Below are 15,701 nucleotides of genomic sequence, written 5' to 3'. Positions count from 1 at the left end.
GCTAAATGATCTCTACCTTGCGACGTGGCCTGTTGGTGTTGTTCGCGGCCTTGCCGTTGATGGCTAACGCCGTGGCGGCGCCTTCCGCGCACGATCTGGTCCAGGACACCACCAACCGTATGCTGGCCGATCTGGCCGCCAACAAAGAAAAGTACAAGCAAGACCCGCAGGGTTTTTATACGGCGCTGAACACCATTGTCGGGCCTGTCGTGGATGCCGAGGGCATTTCCAAGAGCATCATGACGGTCAAGTACTCGCGCAAAGCCACGCCGGCGCAAATGAAGACCTTTGAAGAGAACTTCAAGAAGGGTCTGTTCCAGTTCTATGGCAATGCCTTGCTCGAGTACAACAACCAGGGCATCACCGTTGAGCCTGCCAAGGACGAGTCGGGTGACCGTACGAGCGTCGGCATGACCGTCAAGGGCAGCAGCGGCGCGATCTACCCGGTGTCCTACACCCTGGAAAAGATCGGTGGCGAGTGGAAACTGCGCAACGTCATCATCAATGGCATCAACATCGGCAAGCTGTTCCGCGATCAGTTCGCCGATGCGATGCAGCGCAATGGCAATGACCTGGACAAGACCATCAATGGTTGGGCCGGGGAAGTCGCCAAAGCCAAGGAAGCCACCGACAAGACTCAAGGGCAGCAAGCCCAATGAGTGAGTCGGCCATCATGATGGACGACTCCGGCGAGCTGCGGCTCAGCGGCGTGCTGGACTACCGCACCGGTCCTGCCCTGCGCGAGCAGGGGCAGGCGCTGATCAAGGCCAGCGAGGCCCCGGCGCTGGTGGTCGATTGTTCTGCGGTGACCAAGTCCAGCAGTGTCGGTCTGTCGTTGCTGTTGTGCTTCATGCGCGATGCACGGGCGACCGGCAAGGCGCTGAGCATCCGCGCGATGCCGGAAGACATGCGCGAAATCGCTCAGGTCAGTGAGTTGACCGAGCTGTTGGAGCAACCCTAACCCGCATCTATAAGGAAGCCCCCCGTCAGAGTCCTGCTTCGCGGGGTTCGCAGGCGCGGGGCTTTTTTGTATGATGTCCGACCCGCGCGCACAGGGCGCCGATTGAGGTTGAGCATGCAGGCCGTAGAAGTTAAAAGCTTCCTTGAAGGAAAGCTGCCAGGAACGCTGGTGGAAGTTGAGGGCGAAGGCTGCAATTTCCAGCTGAACGTGATTAGCGATGAACTGGCGGCATTGAGCCCGGTCAAGCGTCAGCAGCAGATCTATGCCCATTTGAACCCATGGATCACCGATGGCAGCATCCATGCGGTCACTATGAAATTTTTCAGCAGCGCGGCCTGGGCCGAGCGCACCTGAGCCCAAGGGCGTCGAGATTCTTATGGATAAATTGATTATTACTGGCGGTGCTCGTCTTGACGGCGAAATCCGCATCTCCGGGGCAAAGAACTCTGCCCTGCCGATCCTGGCTGCCACGCTGCTGTGCGATGGTCCGGTGACTGTTGCCAACCTGCCGCACCTGCACGACATCACCACCATGATCGAACTGTTCGGTCGCATGGGGATCGAGCCGGTGATCGACGAGAAACTGGCCGTCGAAATCGATCCGCGCACCATCAAAACCCTGATCGCTCCGTACGAACTGGTTAAAACCATGCGTGCATCGATCCTGGTGCTGGGCCCGATGGTTGCCCGTTTCGGTGAAGCCGAAGTTGCACTGCCTGGCGGTTGTGCCATCGGTTCGCGTCCGGTTGACCTGCACATCCGCGGCCTGGAAGCCATGGGCGCGATCATCGACGTCGAAGGCGGCTACATCAAGGCCAAGGCCCCTGAAGGCGGCCTGCGCGGCGCTCACTTCTTCTTCGATACCGTCAGCGTGACCGGTACCGAAAACATCATGATGGCAGCCGCGCTGGCCAAGGGCCGCAGCGTACTGGCTAACGCCGCGCGCGAGCCTGAAGTGGTCGACCTGGCGAACTTCCTGAACGCCATGGGCGCCAAGGTTTCCGGCGCCGGCACCGACACCATCACCATCGATGGCGTCGAGCGTCTGCACACCACCACTTACAAAGTGATGCCTGACCGTATCGAAACCGGTACCTACCTGGTTGCTGCTGCCGTGACCGGCGGTCGCGTGAAGGTCAAGGACACCGATCCGACCATCCTCGAAGCCGTTCTGGAAAAGCTTCGGGAGTCGGGTGCGGAAATCACCACCGGTGAAGACTGGATCGAGCTGAACATGCACGGCAAGCGGCCTAAAGCCGTCAACGTGCGGACCGCTCCGTACCCGGCGTTCCCGACGGACATGCAAGCGCAGTTCATCTCCCTCAACGCCATTGCCGAAGGCACCGGTGCGGTGATCGAGACGATCTTCGAAAACCGTTTCATGCACGTTTACGAACTGCACCGCATGGGCGCCAAGATCCAGGTCGAAGGCAACACCGCCATCGTCACCGGCACCGAAAAGCTCAAGGGCGCGCCAGTCATGGCCACCGACCTGCGTGCTTCGGCCAGCCTGGTGATTTCGGCGCTGATCGCCGAAGGCGACACCCTGATCGACCGCATCTACCACATCGACCGTGGTTACGAGTGCATCGAAGAGAAACTGCAGATGCTGGGCGCCAAGATCCGTCGCGTTCCGGGCTAGTCGTTGCAGATAGGGCACAGGGAGGTGCCCATTGGTTTTCAAGTCGAGCCGGTTTCCGGCTCGATGCGTGTCCGGCGCCGATTGTGACCGGGCATAAGATTCCTGATAAAGGGCTGACGTTTCCCATGCTGACTATCGCACTGTCCAAGGGCCGCATCCTTGACGACACCCTGCCGCTTCTGGCTGAAGCGGGCATCGTGCCGACCGAGAATCCGGACAAGAGCCGCAAGCTGATCATCCCCACGACCCAGGACGATGTTCGTCTGCTGATCGTGCGTGCCACCGATGTGCCGACCTATGTCGAACATGGTGCCGCCGACCTGGGTGTCGCCGGTAAAGATGTGCTGATGGAATACGGCGGCCAGGGCTTGTACGAGCCACTGGACCTGCAAATTGCCCAGTGCAAGCTGATGACCGCCGGTAAGGTTGGCGCGGTCGAGCCCAAGGGCCGCCTGCGTATCGCCACCAAGTTCGTCAACGTTGCCAAGCGCTACTACGCCGAACAGGGCCGCCAGGTCGACATCATCAAGCTGTACGGCTCGATGGAGCTGGCACCGCTGATTGGTCTGGCCGACAAGATCATCGACGTGGTCGACACCGGCAACACGCTGCGGGCCAACGGCCTGGAGCCCCAGGATTTCATTGCTGCCATCAGCTCTCGCCTGATCGTCAACAAGGCATCGATGAAAATGCAGCACGCCCGTATCCAGGCGTTGATCGACACCCTGCGCAAGGCAGTGGAGTCTCGACACCGCGGCTGATTCACCTGCGCGACCTTGAGTCGCGCCCGTCTATCCGCCTCATAGCCAGAATTCTCAGGTGCCCAAGCGGAACGACTGCTAAGTTAGGGCGCCTGAGTTTTTTGCCAATTCTATGAGGCTCTCGCTATGACCGCACCGACTGCAATTCGCCGACTCAACGCTGCTGACCCGGATTTCGCACATCATCTGGATCATCTGCTGAGTTGGGAAAGTGTGTCTGACGACTCGGTCAATCAGCGCGTGCTGGACATCATCAAAGCCGTGCGCGAGCGTGGCGATGCGGCGTTGGTGGAATTCACCCGCCAATTCGACGGGCTGGACGTCGCCTCCATGGCGGATCTGATCCTGCCGCGCGAACGTCTGGAACTGGCGCTCACACGTATCACCGTGGCGCAGCGCGAAGCCCTGGAAAAAGCCGCCGCCCGCGTGCGCAGCTATCACGAAAAGCAGAAACAGGATTCCTGGAGCTACACCGAAGCCGACGGCACCGTGCTGGGCCAGAAGGTCACGCCGCTGGATCGCGCGGGCCTGTACGTGCCAGGCGGTAAGGCATCGTATCCGTCGTCGGTACTGATGAACGCGATTCCGGCCAAGGTCGCCGGTGTGACCGAAGTGGTCATGGTGGTGCCGACTCCACGGGGTGAAATCAACGAACTGGTGCTGGCCGCTGCCTGCATCGCCGGCGTGGACCGGGTGTTCACCATCGGCGGAGCTCAAGCCGTCGCTGCGCTGGCCTACGGCACCGAAAGCGTGCCGAAGGTCGACAAGGTGGTGGGGCCGGGCAACATCTATGTGGCCACCGCCAAGCGCCACGTGTTCGGGCAAGTCGGTATCGACATGATCGCCGGGCCGTCGGAGATCCTTGTGGTGTGCGACGGCAAGACCGATCCGGACTGGATCGCCATGGACCTGTTCTCTCAGGCTGAGCACGACGAAGACGCCCAGGCGATTCTGGTCAGCCCGGATGCCGCGTTTCTCGACCAGGTTGCCGCCAGCATTGCCAAGCTGCTGCCGACCATGGACCGCGCCGCGATCATCGAAACCTCGATCAATGGCCGCGGTGCGCTGATTCAGGTCCGTGACATGGAACAGGCCATCGAAGTCGCCAACCGCATCGCGCCGGAGCACCTCGAGTTGTCGGTCGCCGACCCGCAGGCCTGGCTGCCGCAGATCCGTCACGCCGGTGCGATCTTCATGGGCCGTCACACTTCCGAAGCCCTGGGCGACTACTGCGCAGGTCCGAATCACGTGTTGCCAACCTCCGGCACCGCGCGTTTCTCCTCGCCGTTGGGTGTGTACGACTTTCAGAAGCGTTCTTCGATCATCTTCTGTTCCGAGGCCGGTGCCTCTGAGCTGGGCAAAACCGCCTCGGTACTGGCCCGTGGCGAATCGTTGAGCGCCCACGCGCGCAGCGCCGAATACCGTATTCTTGATGAACAGAAGGGGAACTGAACATGAGTAAATTCTGGAGCCCGTTCGTCAAGAATCTGGTGCCTTACGTACCGGGCGAGCAGCCGAAGCTGGCCAAACTGGTGAAGCTCAACACCAACGAAAACCCGTACGGTCCATCGCCGAAAGCCTTGGCTGCGATGCAAACCGAACTGAACGACAACTTGCGTCTGTACCCTGACCCCAACAGCGACCTGCTCAAGAACGCAGTGGCCAGGTACTACGGCGTACAGAGCAACCAGGTGTTCCTCGGTAACGGGTCGGACGAAGTCCTGGCGCACATATTCCATGGGTTGCTGCAACACGATCAGCCGCTGCTGTTCCCGGACATCAGTTACAGCTTTTATCCGGTTTACTGCGGGCTGTACGGCATCAAGTTCGACGCCGTGCCGCTGGACGAGCAGTTCCAGATCAACCCGGCGGACTACGCCAAGCCGAACGGCGGGATCATCTTCCCCAACCCGAACGCACCGACCGGTTGCCTGTTGGCGCTGGACGCCGTCGAGCAGATCCTCAAGGCCAGTCCGGATTCGGTGGTCGTTGTGGATGAGGCTTATATCGACTTCGGCGGGGAAACGGCGATCAGTCTGGTGGACCGTTATCCGAACCTGCTGGTGACACAGACATTGTCCAAGTCCCGCTCTCTGGCTGGTCTGCGGGTCGGTCTGGCGGTTGGGCATCCGGACCTGATTGAGGCGCTGGAGCGCATCAAGAACAGCTTCAACTCCTACCCGTTGGATCGCATGGCGAATGTCGGCGCGGCGGCGGCGTTCGAGGATCGCGAGTATTTCGACAAGACCTGTCGATTGGTGATCGAAAACCGTGAGTGGGTGATCTCGCAGTTAAAGGCCAAGGGCTTTGAAGTGCTGCCGTCGGCAGCAAACTTCATCTTCGCCCGTCACCCGCAGCACGATGCGGCGGGGCTGGCGGCGAAGCTGCGTGAGCAGGGTGTGATTGTCCGGCACTTCAAGCAGCAGCGGATTGCGCAGTTCTTGCGGATCTCGATTGGTACGCCGGATCAGAATCAGGCGCTGATCGACGGCCTCGGCGAGCTCTGATCCAAAACTAACCCTTGCAGGAGCGAGCAAGCTCGCTCCTGCAAGAGAATGTATCAGCTGCTTACTCTTCTTCTTTCTCTTTGACCGGCGCGGGCGGCGGGCGCAGGCCGATTTCCGCGGTGAGCTTGAGTTCCTTGCCGTTGCGCATCACCTGGACCACGACCTTGTCGGTCGGCTTGATCCGTGCCACCTGGTTCATCGAACGGCGACCATCACCCGCCGGTTCTCCGTCGATGGAGAGGATCACGTCCCCCAATTGCAGGCCGGCCTTCTGGGCTGGGCCGTCGCGGAAAATCCCGGCGACCACAATGCCCGGGCGCCCCGACAGACCAAAGGATTCCGCCAGTTCCTGGCTCAATGGCTGTACCTCGATGCCTAGCCAGCCACGAATCACCTGGCCGTGCTCGATGATCGACTTCATCACCTCCATCGCCAGTTTGACCGGGATCGCGAAGCCGATGCCCTGAGAGCCGCCGGACTTGGAGAAAATCGCCGTGTTGATGCCGGTCAGGTTGCCGTTGGCGTCCACCAGCGCGCCGCCGGAGTTGCCGGGGTTGATGGCGGCATCGGTCTGGATGAAGTCTTCGTAGTTGTTCAGGCCCAACTGATTGCGCCCGGTGGCACTGATGATGCCCATGGTCACAGTCTGGCCGACGCCGAACGGGTTGCCGATGGCCAGCGCGACATCACCGATGCGGATGTTGTCGGAGCGGCCGACAGTGATCGAAGGCAGATTCTTCAAGTCGATCTTCAACACCGCGAGATCGGTTTCCGGGTCGCTGCCGATCACCCGGGCCAGGGTTTCACGACCGTCCTTGAGTGCCACCACGATCTGGTCGGCGCCAGTGGTCACGTGGTTGTTGGTCAGGATGTAGCCTTCCGGGCTCATGATTACGCCGGAACCGAGGCTCGATTCCATGCGCTTCTGTTTGGGCGAGTTGTCGCCGAAGAAACGCCGGAACTGCGGATCTTCAAACAATGGATGGTTGGGTTTGTTGATGACTTTGGTGGTGTACAGGTTCACCACCGAAGGCGCGGCGGTAATCACCGCTTCGGAGTAGGACACCGGACCTTGCTGCATGCTCGTGGTTTGAGGGGCTTGTTGCAGATTGACGTCGAGGCTCGGAAGCCCGACCCACTGCGGGTAACGCTGGATGATTAACAGAGCGACAAGCACGCCGGCCAACAACGGCCAGCCGGAAAAACGCAGCGCCTTGAGCATTAAGCACGTCCTGAGAGGTTGCAGGCGGTTAGAGACCGCCCATAATGTCGCGCATTATACGAGGCCGCGCGCGCCTCTGAACGGGATATTTAGGAGTCTTTTATGGCCGTCGCCCTGAGCACACTCGTCGAAGAAGCCGACCGTTACCTGAACAGTGCAAAGATTGCCGATTATTGCCCTAACGGCCTGCAGGTTGAGGGTCGGCCGCAAGTGATGCGCATTGTCAGTGGCGTCACCGCCAGCCAGGCATTGCTCGATGCCGCCGTCGAAGCCAATGCCGATCTGGTGCTGGTGCACCACGGCTACTTCTGGAAAGGTGAAAACCCGTGCATCACCGGCATGAAGCAGCGCCGCTTGAAGACCCTGCTCAAGCACGACATCAGTCTGTTGTCCTATCACCTGCCGCTGGACCTGCACCCTGACGTGGGCAATAACGTGCAGCTCGCACGGCAGCTCGACATCACCGTCGAAGGCCCGCTCGATCCCGACAATCTGAAAATCGTCGGCCTGGTCGGCTCGTTGAGCGAACCGATGACACCCCGGGATTTCGCCCGCCGCGTGCAGGAAGTCATGGGCCGCGAGCCGTTGCTTGTTGAGGGCAGCGCAATGATTCGTCGCGTTGGCTGGTGCACCGGTGGTGGTCAGGGTTACATCGATCAGGCGATCCTGGCGGGTGTCGATCTGTACATCAGCGGTGAAGCGTCCGAGCAGACTTTCCACAGCGCCCGGGAAAACGACATCAGCTTCATCGCCGCCGGTCACCATGCCACTGAGCGCTATGGCGTACAGGCGCTGGGTGACTATCTGGCGAAGCGGTTTGCCCTCGAGCACATCTTCATCGATTGCCCCAACCCGATCTAACGGGCAAACGCGATCCCTGTAGGAGCGAGCCTGCTCGCGATGTACCTGAGAACACCACGGGGTGTCAGACTCCCTGTGTTTTCGTTGACGACCATCGCGAGCAGGCTCGCTCCTACAGGGGGCGCGTTTCGCCCAAACAGGCAGGCATATTCATATGCTCTTTCGATCTAGTTGGCGTCCTGATTAGAAGAGGTCGCTGTGCTAGGATTCCTCGCTCGAACACGGCCCGCTGGCCGTTCATAAGAAAGATTTCGTGAGTAGCCATGGTCGACAAACTGACGCATCTGAAACAGCTGGAGGCGGAAAGCATCCACATCATCCGCGAGGTGGCCGCCGAGTTCGATAACCCGGTGATGCTGTACTCCATCGGTAAAGACTCCGCCGTGATGCTGCACCTGGCACGCAAGGCATTCTTCCCCGGCAAGCTGCCGTTTCCGGTGATGCACGTCGACACTCGCTGGAAATTCCAGGAGATGTACGCCTTCCGCGACAAGATGGTCGCCGAGCTGGGCCTGGACCTGATCACCCACGTCAACCCGGACGGCGTGGCGCAGAACATCAACCCGTTCACCCACGGCAGCGCCAAGCACACCGACATCATGAAGACCGAGGGCCTGAAACAGGCACTGGACAAGCATGGTTTCGATGCCGCCTTCGGCGGCGCCCGTCGCGATGAAGAGAAATCCCGCGCCAAGGAGCGCGTGTACTCGTTCCGCGACAGCAAGCACCGCTGGGATCCGAAAAACCAGCGTCCCGAGTTGTGGAACGTCTACAACGGCAAGGTTAACAAGGGCGAGTCGATCCGCGTGTTCCCGCTGTCGAACTGGACCGAGCTGGACATCTGGCAGTACATCTACCTCGAAGGCATCCCGATCGTGCCGCTGTACTTCGCCGCCGAGCGTGAAGTCATCGAGAAGAACGGCACCCTGATCATGATTGACGACGAGCGCATCCTCGAGCACTTGAGCGATGAAGACAAAGCCCGCATCGTCAAAAAGAAAGTGCGTTTCCGTACCCTTGGCTGCTACCCGTTGACGGGCGCGGTGGAGTCCGAGGCCGAAAGCCTCACGGACATCATTCAGGAAATGCTCCTGACGCGAACTTCCGAGCGCCAGGGCCGTGTCATCGACCACGATGGCGCAGGCTCGATGGAAGACAAAAAACGTCAAGGTTATTTCTAAGGGGCTGTCATGTCGCATCAATCTGATTTGATCAGCGAGGACATCCTCGCCTACCTGGGCCAGCACGAACGTAAAGAGCTGCTGCGCTTTCTGACCTGCGGTAACGTCGACGACGGCAAGAGCACCCTGATCGGGCGCCTGCTGCACGACTCCAAGATGATCTACGAAGATCACCTGGAAGCCATTACCCGCGACTCGAAAAAAGTCGGCACCACCGGTGAAGACATCGACCTGGCGTTGCTGGTCGACGGCCTGCAGGCCGAGCGTGAGCAAGGCATCACCATCGATGTCGCCTACCGCTACTTCTCCACCGCCAAGCGCAAATTCATCATTGCCGATACCCCCGGCCATGAGCAGTACACCCGCAACATGGCCACCGGTGCGTCCACCTGTGACCTGGCGATCATCCTGGTCGACGCCCGTTATGGCGTGCAGACCCAGACCCGTCGCCACAGCTTCATCGCCTCGCTGCTGGGCATCAAGCATATCGTCGTCGCCATCAACAAGATGGACCTCAAGGATTTCGATCAGGGCGTGTTCGAGTCGATCAAGGCCGACTACCTGCAGTTCGCCGAAGGCTTGAAGCTCAAGCCAACCAGCATGCACTTCGTGCCGATGTCGGCACTGAAGGGCGACAACGTCGTGAACAAATCCGAACGCTCGCCGTGGTACACCGGCCAGTCGCTGATGGAAATTCTCGAGACCGTGGAAGTGGCGGGCGACCGCAACTTCACCGACCTGCGTTTCCCGGTGCAGTACGTCAACCGTCCGAACCTGAACTTCCGTGGTTTCGCCGGCACCCTGGCCAGCGGCATCGTCAAGAAGGGCGACGAAGTCGTGGTGTTGCCGTCGGGCAAAAGCAGCCGCGTGAAATCCATTGTCACCTTCGAAGGTGAACTGGAGCACGCGGGTCCAGGTCAAGCCGTGACGCTGACCATGGAAGACGAAATCGACATTTCCCGTGGCGACTTGCTGGTGCACGCCGACAACGTGCCGCCAGTCACCGACAGCTTCGAAGCGATGCTTGTGTGGATGGCTGAAGAGCCGATGCTGCCGGGCAAGAAATACGACTTCAAGCGCGCCACCAGTTACGTACCAGGCTCCATTGCCAGTATCGTCAACAAGGTCGACGTGAACACCCTTGAGGAAGGCCCGGCCAGTGCGCTGCAGCTGAATGAAATCGGCAAGGTCAAGATCGCGCTCGACGCGCCGATTGCCCTCGATGGTTACGACAGCAACCGCACCACCGGCGCTTTCATCATCATCGACCGCTTGACCAACGGCACCGTCGGCGCCGGCATGATCGTTGCTCAACCCCTGGCCCATGGCACCAGCACGCACCACGGCAAACTGGCCCACGTCGCCACCGAGGAACGCGCCCAGCGCTTCGGCCAGCAACCGGCCACCGTGTTGTTCAGCGGCTTGTCGGGTGCGGGCAAAAGTACACTGGCCTATGCGGTAGAACGCAAGTTGTTCGACCTGGGCCGTGCGGTGTTTGTGCTCGATGGCCAGAACCTTCGTCACGACCTGAACAAAGGTCTGCCACAGGATCGTGCCGGGCGCACCGAGAACTGGCGTCGCGCCGCGCACGTGGCGCGTCAGTTCAACGAAGCCGGTCTGCTGACCCTCGCAGCGTTCGTTGCACCGAGTGCCGAAGGTCGTGAGCAGGCCAAAGAGCTGATCGGCAAGGAGCGTCTGCTGACGGTCTACGTCCAGGCGTCGCCGACAGTGTGTGCCGAGCGTGATCCGCAAGGCCTGTACGCGGCGGCCGGGGATAATATCCCGGGCGAGTCCTTCCCGTACGACGTGCCGCTGGATGCCGACCTGGTGATCGATACCCAGTCCGTGTCGCTGGAAGAAGGCGTCAAGCAGGTGCTGGAGCTGCTGCGCAAGCGTGGCGCGATCTAAGTTGGAAGCAGTGACAAGCTTTTAGCTTCAAGCTGCAAGAAAAAACCCGCCGGTGGGTGATCATCGGCGGGTTTTTTGTGTCCTTAAGTCCGTCATCGCGGGCAAGCCTTGCTCCCACAGATTTCGGGGGGTCACCACCTTGAGCACGACACTAACCTGTGGGAGCAAGGCTTGCCCGCGATGAGGCCGGTACAGGCGCCTCAAGACTTCGCAGGATACTCCCGATGCATCTGCCCCAACAACGCATCCTTGTCCTGCCACAACTGGTTGATCCAACCCTGGAACTGCAAGCGGTACTCGCCATCCTGGTCATAGTTCTTGCCGATGAACTGCGGCGGAATGTTCAGTTCCTGAAAATGCACCACTACATCCTTCACGTTCCCACACAGCAGGTCCCAGAAGCCGGGACGACCTGCCGGATAATGGATGGTCACGTTGACGATCGATTCCAGCTGCTCGCCCATCGCATCCAGCACAAACGCAATGCCACCGGCCTTGGGTTTGAGCAGATATTTGAACGGTGATTGTTGCTGGGCATGCTTGCCTTCGGTGAAGCGTGTGCCTTCAACGAAGTTGAAAATGCCCACCGGGTTGTCACGAAATTTCGCGCAGGTCTTGCGGGTGGTTTCCAGGTCCTTGCCTTTCTTCTCCGGGTGCTTTTCCAGATAGGCCTTGGAGTAGCGTTTCATGAACGGAAAGCCGAGCGCCCACCACGCCAGTCCAATCACCGGCACCCAGATCAGCTCCTGCTTGAGAAAGAACTTCAACGGCTGGATGCGCCGATTGAGCGCGTATTGCAGCACCAGAATATCAACCCAGCTCTGGTGGTTGCTGGTGATCAGGTACGAGTGCTGATAGTCGAGGCCTTGCAGGCCGGTGATGTGCCAGCGCGTTCGGCGGACCAGATTCATCCAGCCCTTGTTGAGGCTGATCCAGGCTTCATGGGTATGGCTCATCAACCAGAGTGCCAGACGTTGGGTGGCGGCGAACGGCAATACCTTGACCAGCGCCACGCAGAACAGAAACGAGCAGAGCAAAATCGTATTGAGCGCCAACAGCAGCGCGGCGATCACGCCGCGCACGGGGGCAGGGAGAAAATCCAGCATTTAAACATCCATGGGTCGGTTGGCTGCCTGAATCGCGGTCAAGGCGATGGTGTAAACGATGTCATCGACCTGCGCGCCGCGCGGCAAATCGTTCACCGGTTTGCGCAGGCCTTGCAGCATCGGCCCGAGACTGACGCAGTCGGCGCTGCGCTGCACGGCTTTGTGGGTGGTGTTGCCGGTGTTGAGGTCCGGGAACACGAACACCGTGGCGCGACCGGCCACCTGACTGTTCGGCGCCAGTTGCCGGGCCACGGTTTCGTTGGCGGCGGCATCGTACTGCAACGGGCCGTCGATCAGCAGCGAGTGTTGCTGTTCATGGGCGAGCAAGGTCGCCTCGCGTACTTTCTCGACTTCTTCGCCACTGGCCGATTCACCGCTGGAGTAACTGATCATCGCCACCCGTGGCGTGATACCGAATGCCGCCGCCGAGTCGGCGCTTTGCAGGGCAATCTCCGCCAGTTCGCTGGCACTTGGGTGCGGGTTCATCACGCAGTCGCCATAGACCAGCACTTCTTCCGGAAACAGCATGAAGAATACCGACGACACCAGGGTGCAGCCCGGCGCCGTTTTAATCAGCTGGAGGGCCGGGCGGATGGTGTTGGCGGTGGAGTGAATGACACCCGATACCAGGCCGTCGACTTCATCCAGCGCCAGCATCATGGTGCCGATCACCACGGTGTCTTCCAGTTGTTGCTCGGCCATTGGCGCGTTGAGGCTTTTGCTCTTGCGCAACTTCACCATCGGCTCGACGTAGCGCTCACGGATCAGGTCCGGATCGAGGATCTCCAGCCCCGGTGGCAGTTCGATGCCCTGGGCGCGGGCGACAGCTTCGACGTCGGCCGGTTTGGCCAGCAGAACGCAGCGGGCAATGCCACGGGCCTGGCAGATCGCCGCCGCCTGTACGGTCAATGGCTCGCTGCCTTCGGGCAACACGATGCGTTTGTTGGCGGTCTGTGCGCGCTGGATCAACTGATAGCGAAACACCGCTGGCGACAGGCGCATTTCCCGTGGCGTGCCGCAGCGCTGGTGCAGCCAGTTGGCATCCAGATGGCTGGCGACGAAATCGGTGATGATCTCCGCGCGCTCGCGGTCGTCGATCGGGATTTCCTTGTTCAGGCCGTTCAGCTGGTTGGCGGTGTCGTAGGAACCGGTGCTCACCGACAACACCGGCAGGCCGGCCTGCAAGGCGCCACGGCAGAGGTCCATGATGCGCGGGTCGGGCAGGGTGTCACTGGTCAGCAGCAGGCCGGCCAGGGGCACGCCGTTCATGGCCGCGAGGCTCACGGCGAGGATGATGTCGTCGCGATCGCCGGGGGTCACCACCAGCACGCCAGGCTTGAGCAGCTCCACGGTGTTGCGCATGGTGCGCGCGCAGATGATGATTTTGGTCATGCGCCGGGTTTCATAGTCACCGGCGTTGAGCACCTGGGCACCCATCAGATCGGCCACGTCGCGCGTGCGCGGGGCGTTCAGTTCCGGCTGAAACGGGATACAGCCCAGCAGACGGAAATCGCCACTGCGCAACAGTGGCGAATGCTCGTTCAGACGTGCAGCGAAAGCCTCCATGCTCTCCTCGGTCTTGACCTTGTTGAGGATCACGCCGAGGACTTTCGGGTCTTTCGGACCGCCGAACAACTGCGCCTGCAATTCCACGCGGCCGGACAATTCGGTCAGCACCTCGTTTTCCGGTGCCGACACCAGGATCACTTCGGCATCGAGGCTCTTGGCCAGGTGCAGGTTGACCCGCGCGGCGTAACTGGCGCTGCGGGTCGGCACCATGCCCTCCACGATCAGCACGTCCTTGCCGATGGCAGCCTGCTGATAGAGGGTGATGATTTCTTCAAGCAACTCATCCAGCTGACCATCGCCGAGCATCCGCTCGACATGGGCCAGACCCAGCGGTTGCGGCGGTTTCAGGCCGTGGGTGCGGGCCACCAGTTCGGTGGAGCGCTCAGGTCCCGTATCACCCGGATGCGGCTGGGCAATCGGTTTGAAGAAGCCGACCTTGAGGCCGGCCCGCTCAAGGGTACGCACCAGCCCCAGGCTGATGGAGGTCAGGCCCACACCAAAGTCGGTGGGAGCGATAAAAAAAGTTTGCATGCGGATTCTCTGGAGGTGCATGGCAAGGGTGACGACCCAGGACGGGGCGACCACCGAAATTCAGTCGCCAAGGTTATCGCTAACCGAGCCTTGTGCGCACCAACCGCAATCAAAGGGTTGGCCTATTTTTTCATGGCGCTGCAAAGGGTCCATGACCCAGGCCCGGGATTGCCAGGGCGGCTGATGGCGCAGGTGTTGGGTATGGCCGCAGGAAAGGTCGGCCACCCAGTGGCCGTCTTCGTCCTGATGGAAGCCTGTGATCGTCGCACCCCGTCTGTCCGGGTTGTGTTCGCTTTCGGGCGATTGCTTCGCTAAACTGGGTCTTTCATCATTCTTTTGCAAAAGGTCTCGCCCCATGCTGATCGCCGCCAATAAGGCTGTCTCCATCGACTATACCCTGACCAACGACGCTGGTGAGGTCATCGACAGCTCCGCCGGCGGCGCGCCGCTGGTCTACCTGCAAGGCGCAGGCAACATCATCCCGGGCCTGGAAAAGGCCCTGGAAGGCAAGGCAGTCGGCGACGAGCTGACCGTAGCCGTTGAACCTGAAGATGCCTACGGCGAGTACGCGGCCGAACTGGTCAGCACCCTGAGCCGCAGCATGTTCGAAGGTGTCGATGAGCTGGAAGTGGGCATGCAGTTCCACGCTTCCGCTCCGGACGGCCAGATGCAGATCGTGACCATCCGCGACCTGGACGGCGACGACGTTACCGTTGACGGCAACCACCCGTTGGCCGGTCAGCGCCTGAATTTCCAGGTCAAGATCGTTGCTATCCGTGACGCCAGCCAGGAAGAAATCGCCCATGGCCACGTCCATGGCGAAGGTGGCCATCACCACTGATTTCTGCGCTAAGCTCAGATAACTGGAGAGGCGCCCCGAGGGCGCCTTTTTAGTCTGCGGCTGTCCGAGGCGACACCGCCAAGTGGCTGTTTCGAGAAGAACACGGGAATCTGGAGTACGTCATGAGTGCTTTTCACGACCTTAATTTGACAGCCCTGAATGGTCAGGCGCTACCTTTGGCGCCTTTCAAGGGGCACGTCGTGCTGGTGGTCAACGTTGCCTCCAAATGCGGCTTGACCCCACAGTACGCGGCGCTTGAAAACCTCTACCAGCAATACAAGGGTAAGGGTTTCAGCGTGCTGGGCCTGCCGTGCAATCAATTTGCCGGGCAGGAGCCTGGTTCCGAGCAAGAAATTCAGGCGTTTTGCAGCCTCAACTATGGCGTGACCTTCCCGTTGTCCAGCAAGCTGGACGTCAATGGTCACGAACGTCATCAGCTGTACAAGCTGCTGGCGGGCGAGGGTGCCGAATTCCCTGGTGACATCACCTGGAACTTCGAAAAGTTCCTGCTGGGTAAAGACGGGCGTGTACTGGCGCGGTTCTCACCACGTACAGCGCCGGACGATCCAAGCGTCGTTCAGGCAATCGAAAAGGCCCTGAGCTGACACCCC

General features: G+C 60.4%; 16 protein-coding genes. 12 read left to right on the top strand and 4 right to left on the bottom strand.

From position 1 onward, the window contains the following. Nucleotides 1–5: 5 nt before the first annotated feature. The 7 genes from GPL81_RS26615 (at nucleotide 6) to hisC (ending at nucleotide 5,871) form a co-directional block, all read left to right on the top strand. Nucleotides 6–659 (top strand): MlaC/ttg2D family ABC transporter substrate-binding protein, encoded by a 654-nt coding sequence (locus GPL81_RS26615; protein ID WP_160109136.1) that lies wholly within the window; start codon nucleotides 6–8, stop codon nucleotides 657–659. Then, nucleotides 656–961 (top strand): STAS domain-containing protein, encoded by a 306-nt coding sequence (locus GPL81_RS26610; protein ID WP_160109135.1) that lies wholly within the window; start codon nucleotides 656–658, stop codon nucleotides 959–961. Before GPL81_RS26615 ends, GPL81_RS26610 begins: the two co-directional genes overlap by 4 nt. A 114-nt stretch (nucleotides 962–1,075) precedes the next feature. Continuing rightward, nucleotides 1,076–1,315 (top strand): BolA family protein, encoded by a 240-nt coding sequence (locus tag GPL81_RS26605; protein ID WP_007912386.1) that lies wholly within the window; start codon nucleotides 1,076–1,078, stop codon nucleotides 1,313–1,315. A 22-nt stretch (nucleotides 1,316–1,337) separates the two neighbouring features. After that, complete coding sequence (gene murA, locus GPL81_RS26600; RefSeq protein WP_096513430.1) at nucleotides 1,338–2,603, top strand: UDP-N-acetylglucosamine 1-carboxyvinyltransferase; 1,266 nt, start codon at nucleotides 1,338–1,340, stop codon at nucleotides 2,601–2,603. 125 nt (nucleotides 2,604–2,728) lie between these two features. Further along, nucleotides 2,729–3,364 carry an ATP phosphoribosyltransferase gene (hisG, locus tag GPL81_RS26595; protein WP_007970278.1) on the top strand — a complete coding sequence of 212 codons (636 nt, stop codon included), beginning with the start codon at nucleotides 2,729–2,731 and terminating at the stop codon, nucleotides 3,362–3,364. 126 nt (nucleotides 3,365–3,490) lie between these two features. Beyond that, entirely contained in the window at nucleotides 3,491–4,816 is a 1,326-nt protein-coding gene (gene hisD, locus GPL81_RS26590; RefSeq protein ID WP_096513429.1) for a histidinol dehydrogenase, read from the top strand. Between the two features lie 2 nt (nucleotides 4,817–4,818). Further along, complete coding sequence (gene hisC, locus GPL81_RS26585; RefSeq protein WP_160109134.1) at nucleotides 4,819–5,871, top strand: histidinol-phosphate transaminase; 1,053 nt, start codon at nucleotides 4,819–4,821, stop codon at nucleotides 5,869–5,871. Between the two features lie 61 nt (nucleotides 5,872–5,932). Here hisC and algW read toward each other — a convergent pair whose 3' ends face one another. After that, nucleotides 5,933–7,093, bottom strand: coding sequence for a Do family serine endopeptidase AlgW (algW, locus tag GPL81_RS26580; RefSeq protein WP_096513427.1), 1,161 nt, complete (start codon nucleotides 7,091–7,093; stop codon nucleotides 5,933–5,935). 102 nt (nucleotides 7,094–7,195) lie between these two features. On the opposite strand from algW, the gene GPL81_RS26575 reads away from it, so the two are divergent. From GPL81_RS26575 to cysN, 3 genes are all read left to right on the top strand, one after another. Beyond that, complete coding sequence (locus GPL81_RS26575) at nucleotides 7,196–7,954, top strand: Nif3-like dinuclear metal center hexameric protein (protein ID WP_160109133.1); 759 nt, start codon at nucleotides 7,196–7,198, stop codon at nucleotides 7,952–7,954. 263 nt (nucleotides 7,955–8,217) lie between these two features. Beyond that, nucleotides 8,218–9,135 (top strand): sulfate adenylyltransferase subunit CysD, encoded by a 918-nt coding sequence (gene cysD, locus GPL81_RS26570; RefSeq protein WP_007970286.1) that lies wholly within the window; start codon nucleotides 8,218–8,220, stop codon nucleotides 9,133–9,135. A 9-nt stretch (nucleotides 9,136–9,144) separates the two neighbouring features. Continuing rightward, the gene (gene cysN / locus GPL81_RS26565; RefSeq protein WP_096513424.1) at nucleotides 9,145–11,043 is read left to right on the top strand and encodes a sulfate adenylyltransferase subunit CysN; all 1,899 of its coding nucleotides are present in this window, start codon (nucleotides 9,145–9,147) and stop codon (nucleotides 11,041–11,043) included. A 200-nt stretch (nucleotides 11,044–11,243) separates the two neighbouring features. Here the strand turns inward: cysN and GPL81_RS26560 are convergent, their stop codons facing one another. From GPL81_RS26560 to GPL81_RS26550, 3 genes are read right to left on the bottom strand one after another with little or no spacing between them, the layout of a single operon-like run. Further along, complete coding sequence (locus GPL81_RS26560; protein WP_160109132.1) at nucleotides 11,244–12,149, bottom strand: acyltransferase; 906 nt, start codon at nucleotides 12,147–12,149, stop codon at nucleotides 11,244–11,246. Beyond that, a complete protein-coding gene (gene pta, locus GPL81_RS26555) occupies nucleotides 12,150–14,249 on the bottom strand; it encodes a phosphate acetyltransferase (protein ID WP_096513422.1) in 2,100 nt (699 codons plus the stop codon). Nucleotides 14,250–14,309: 60 nt separating this feature from the next. Further along, entirely contained in the window at nucleotides 14,310–14,636 is a 327-nt protein-coding gene (locus GPL81_RS26550; protein ID WP_160109131.1) for a DUF3565 domain-containing protein, read from the bottom strand. On the opposite strand from GPL81_RS26550, the gene GPL81_RS26545 reads away from it, so the two are divergent. Then, nucleotides 14,605–15,090 (top strand): FKBP-type peptidyl-prolyl cis-trans isomerase, encoded by a 486-nt coding sequence (locus tag GPL81_RS26545; protein ID WP_007942189.1) that lies wholly within the window; start codon nucleotides 14,605–14,607, stop codon nucleotides 15,088–15,090. The two genes, GPL81_RS26550 and GPL81_RS26545, sit on opposite strands and share 32 nt — an antisense overlap. 122 nt (nucleotides 15,091–15,212) lie before the next feature. Then, on the top strand, nucleotides 15,213–15,695 hold the full coding sequence (locus tag GPL81_RS26540) for a glutathione peroxidase (RefSeq protein WP_096513421.1): 483 nt from the start codon (nucleotides 15,213–15,215) through the stop codon (nucleotides 15,693–15,695). The last annotated feature ends 6 nt before the right edge of the window (nucleotides 15,696–15,701 follow it).

The organism is Pseudomonas izuensis (genome assembly GCF_009861505.1).
In the GTDB taxonomy this organism is placed as follows: Bacteria; Pseudomonadota; Gammaproteobacteria; order Pseudomonadales; family Pseudomonadaceae; genus Aquipseudomonas; species Aquipseudomonas izuensis.
The sequence above is the reverse complement of the archived record's forward strand: the minus strand, read 5'-3'. Positions and strand labels throughout refer to the sequence as shown.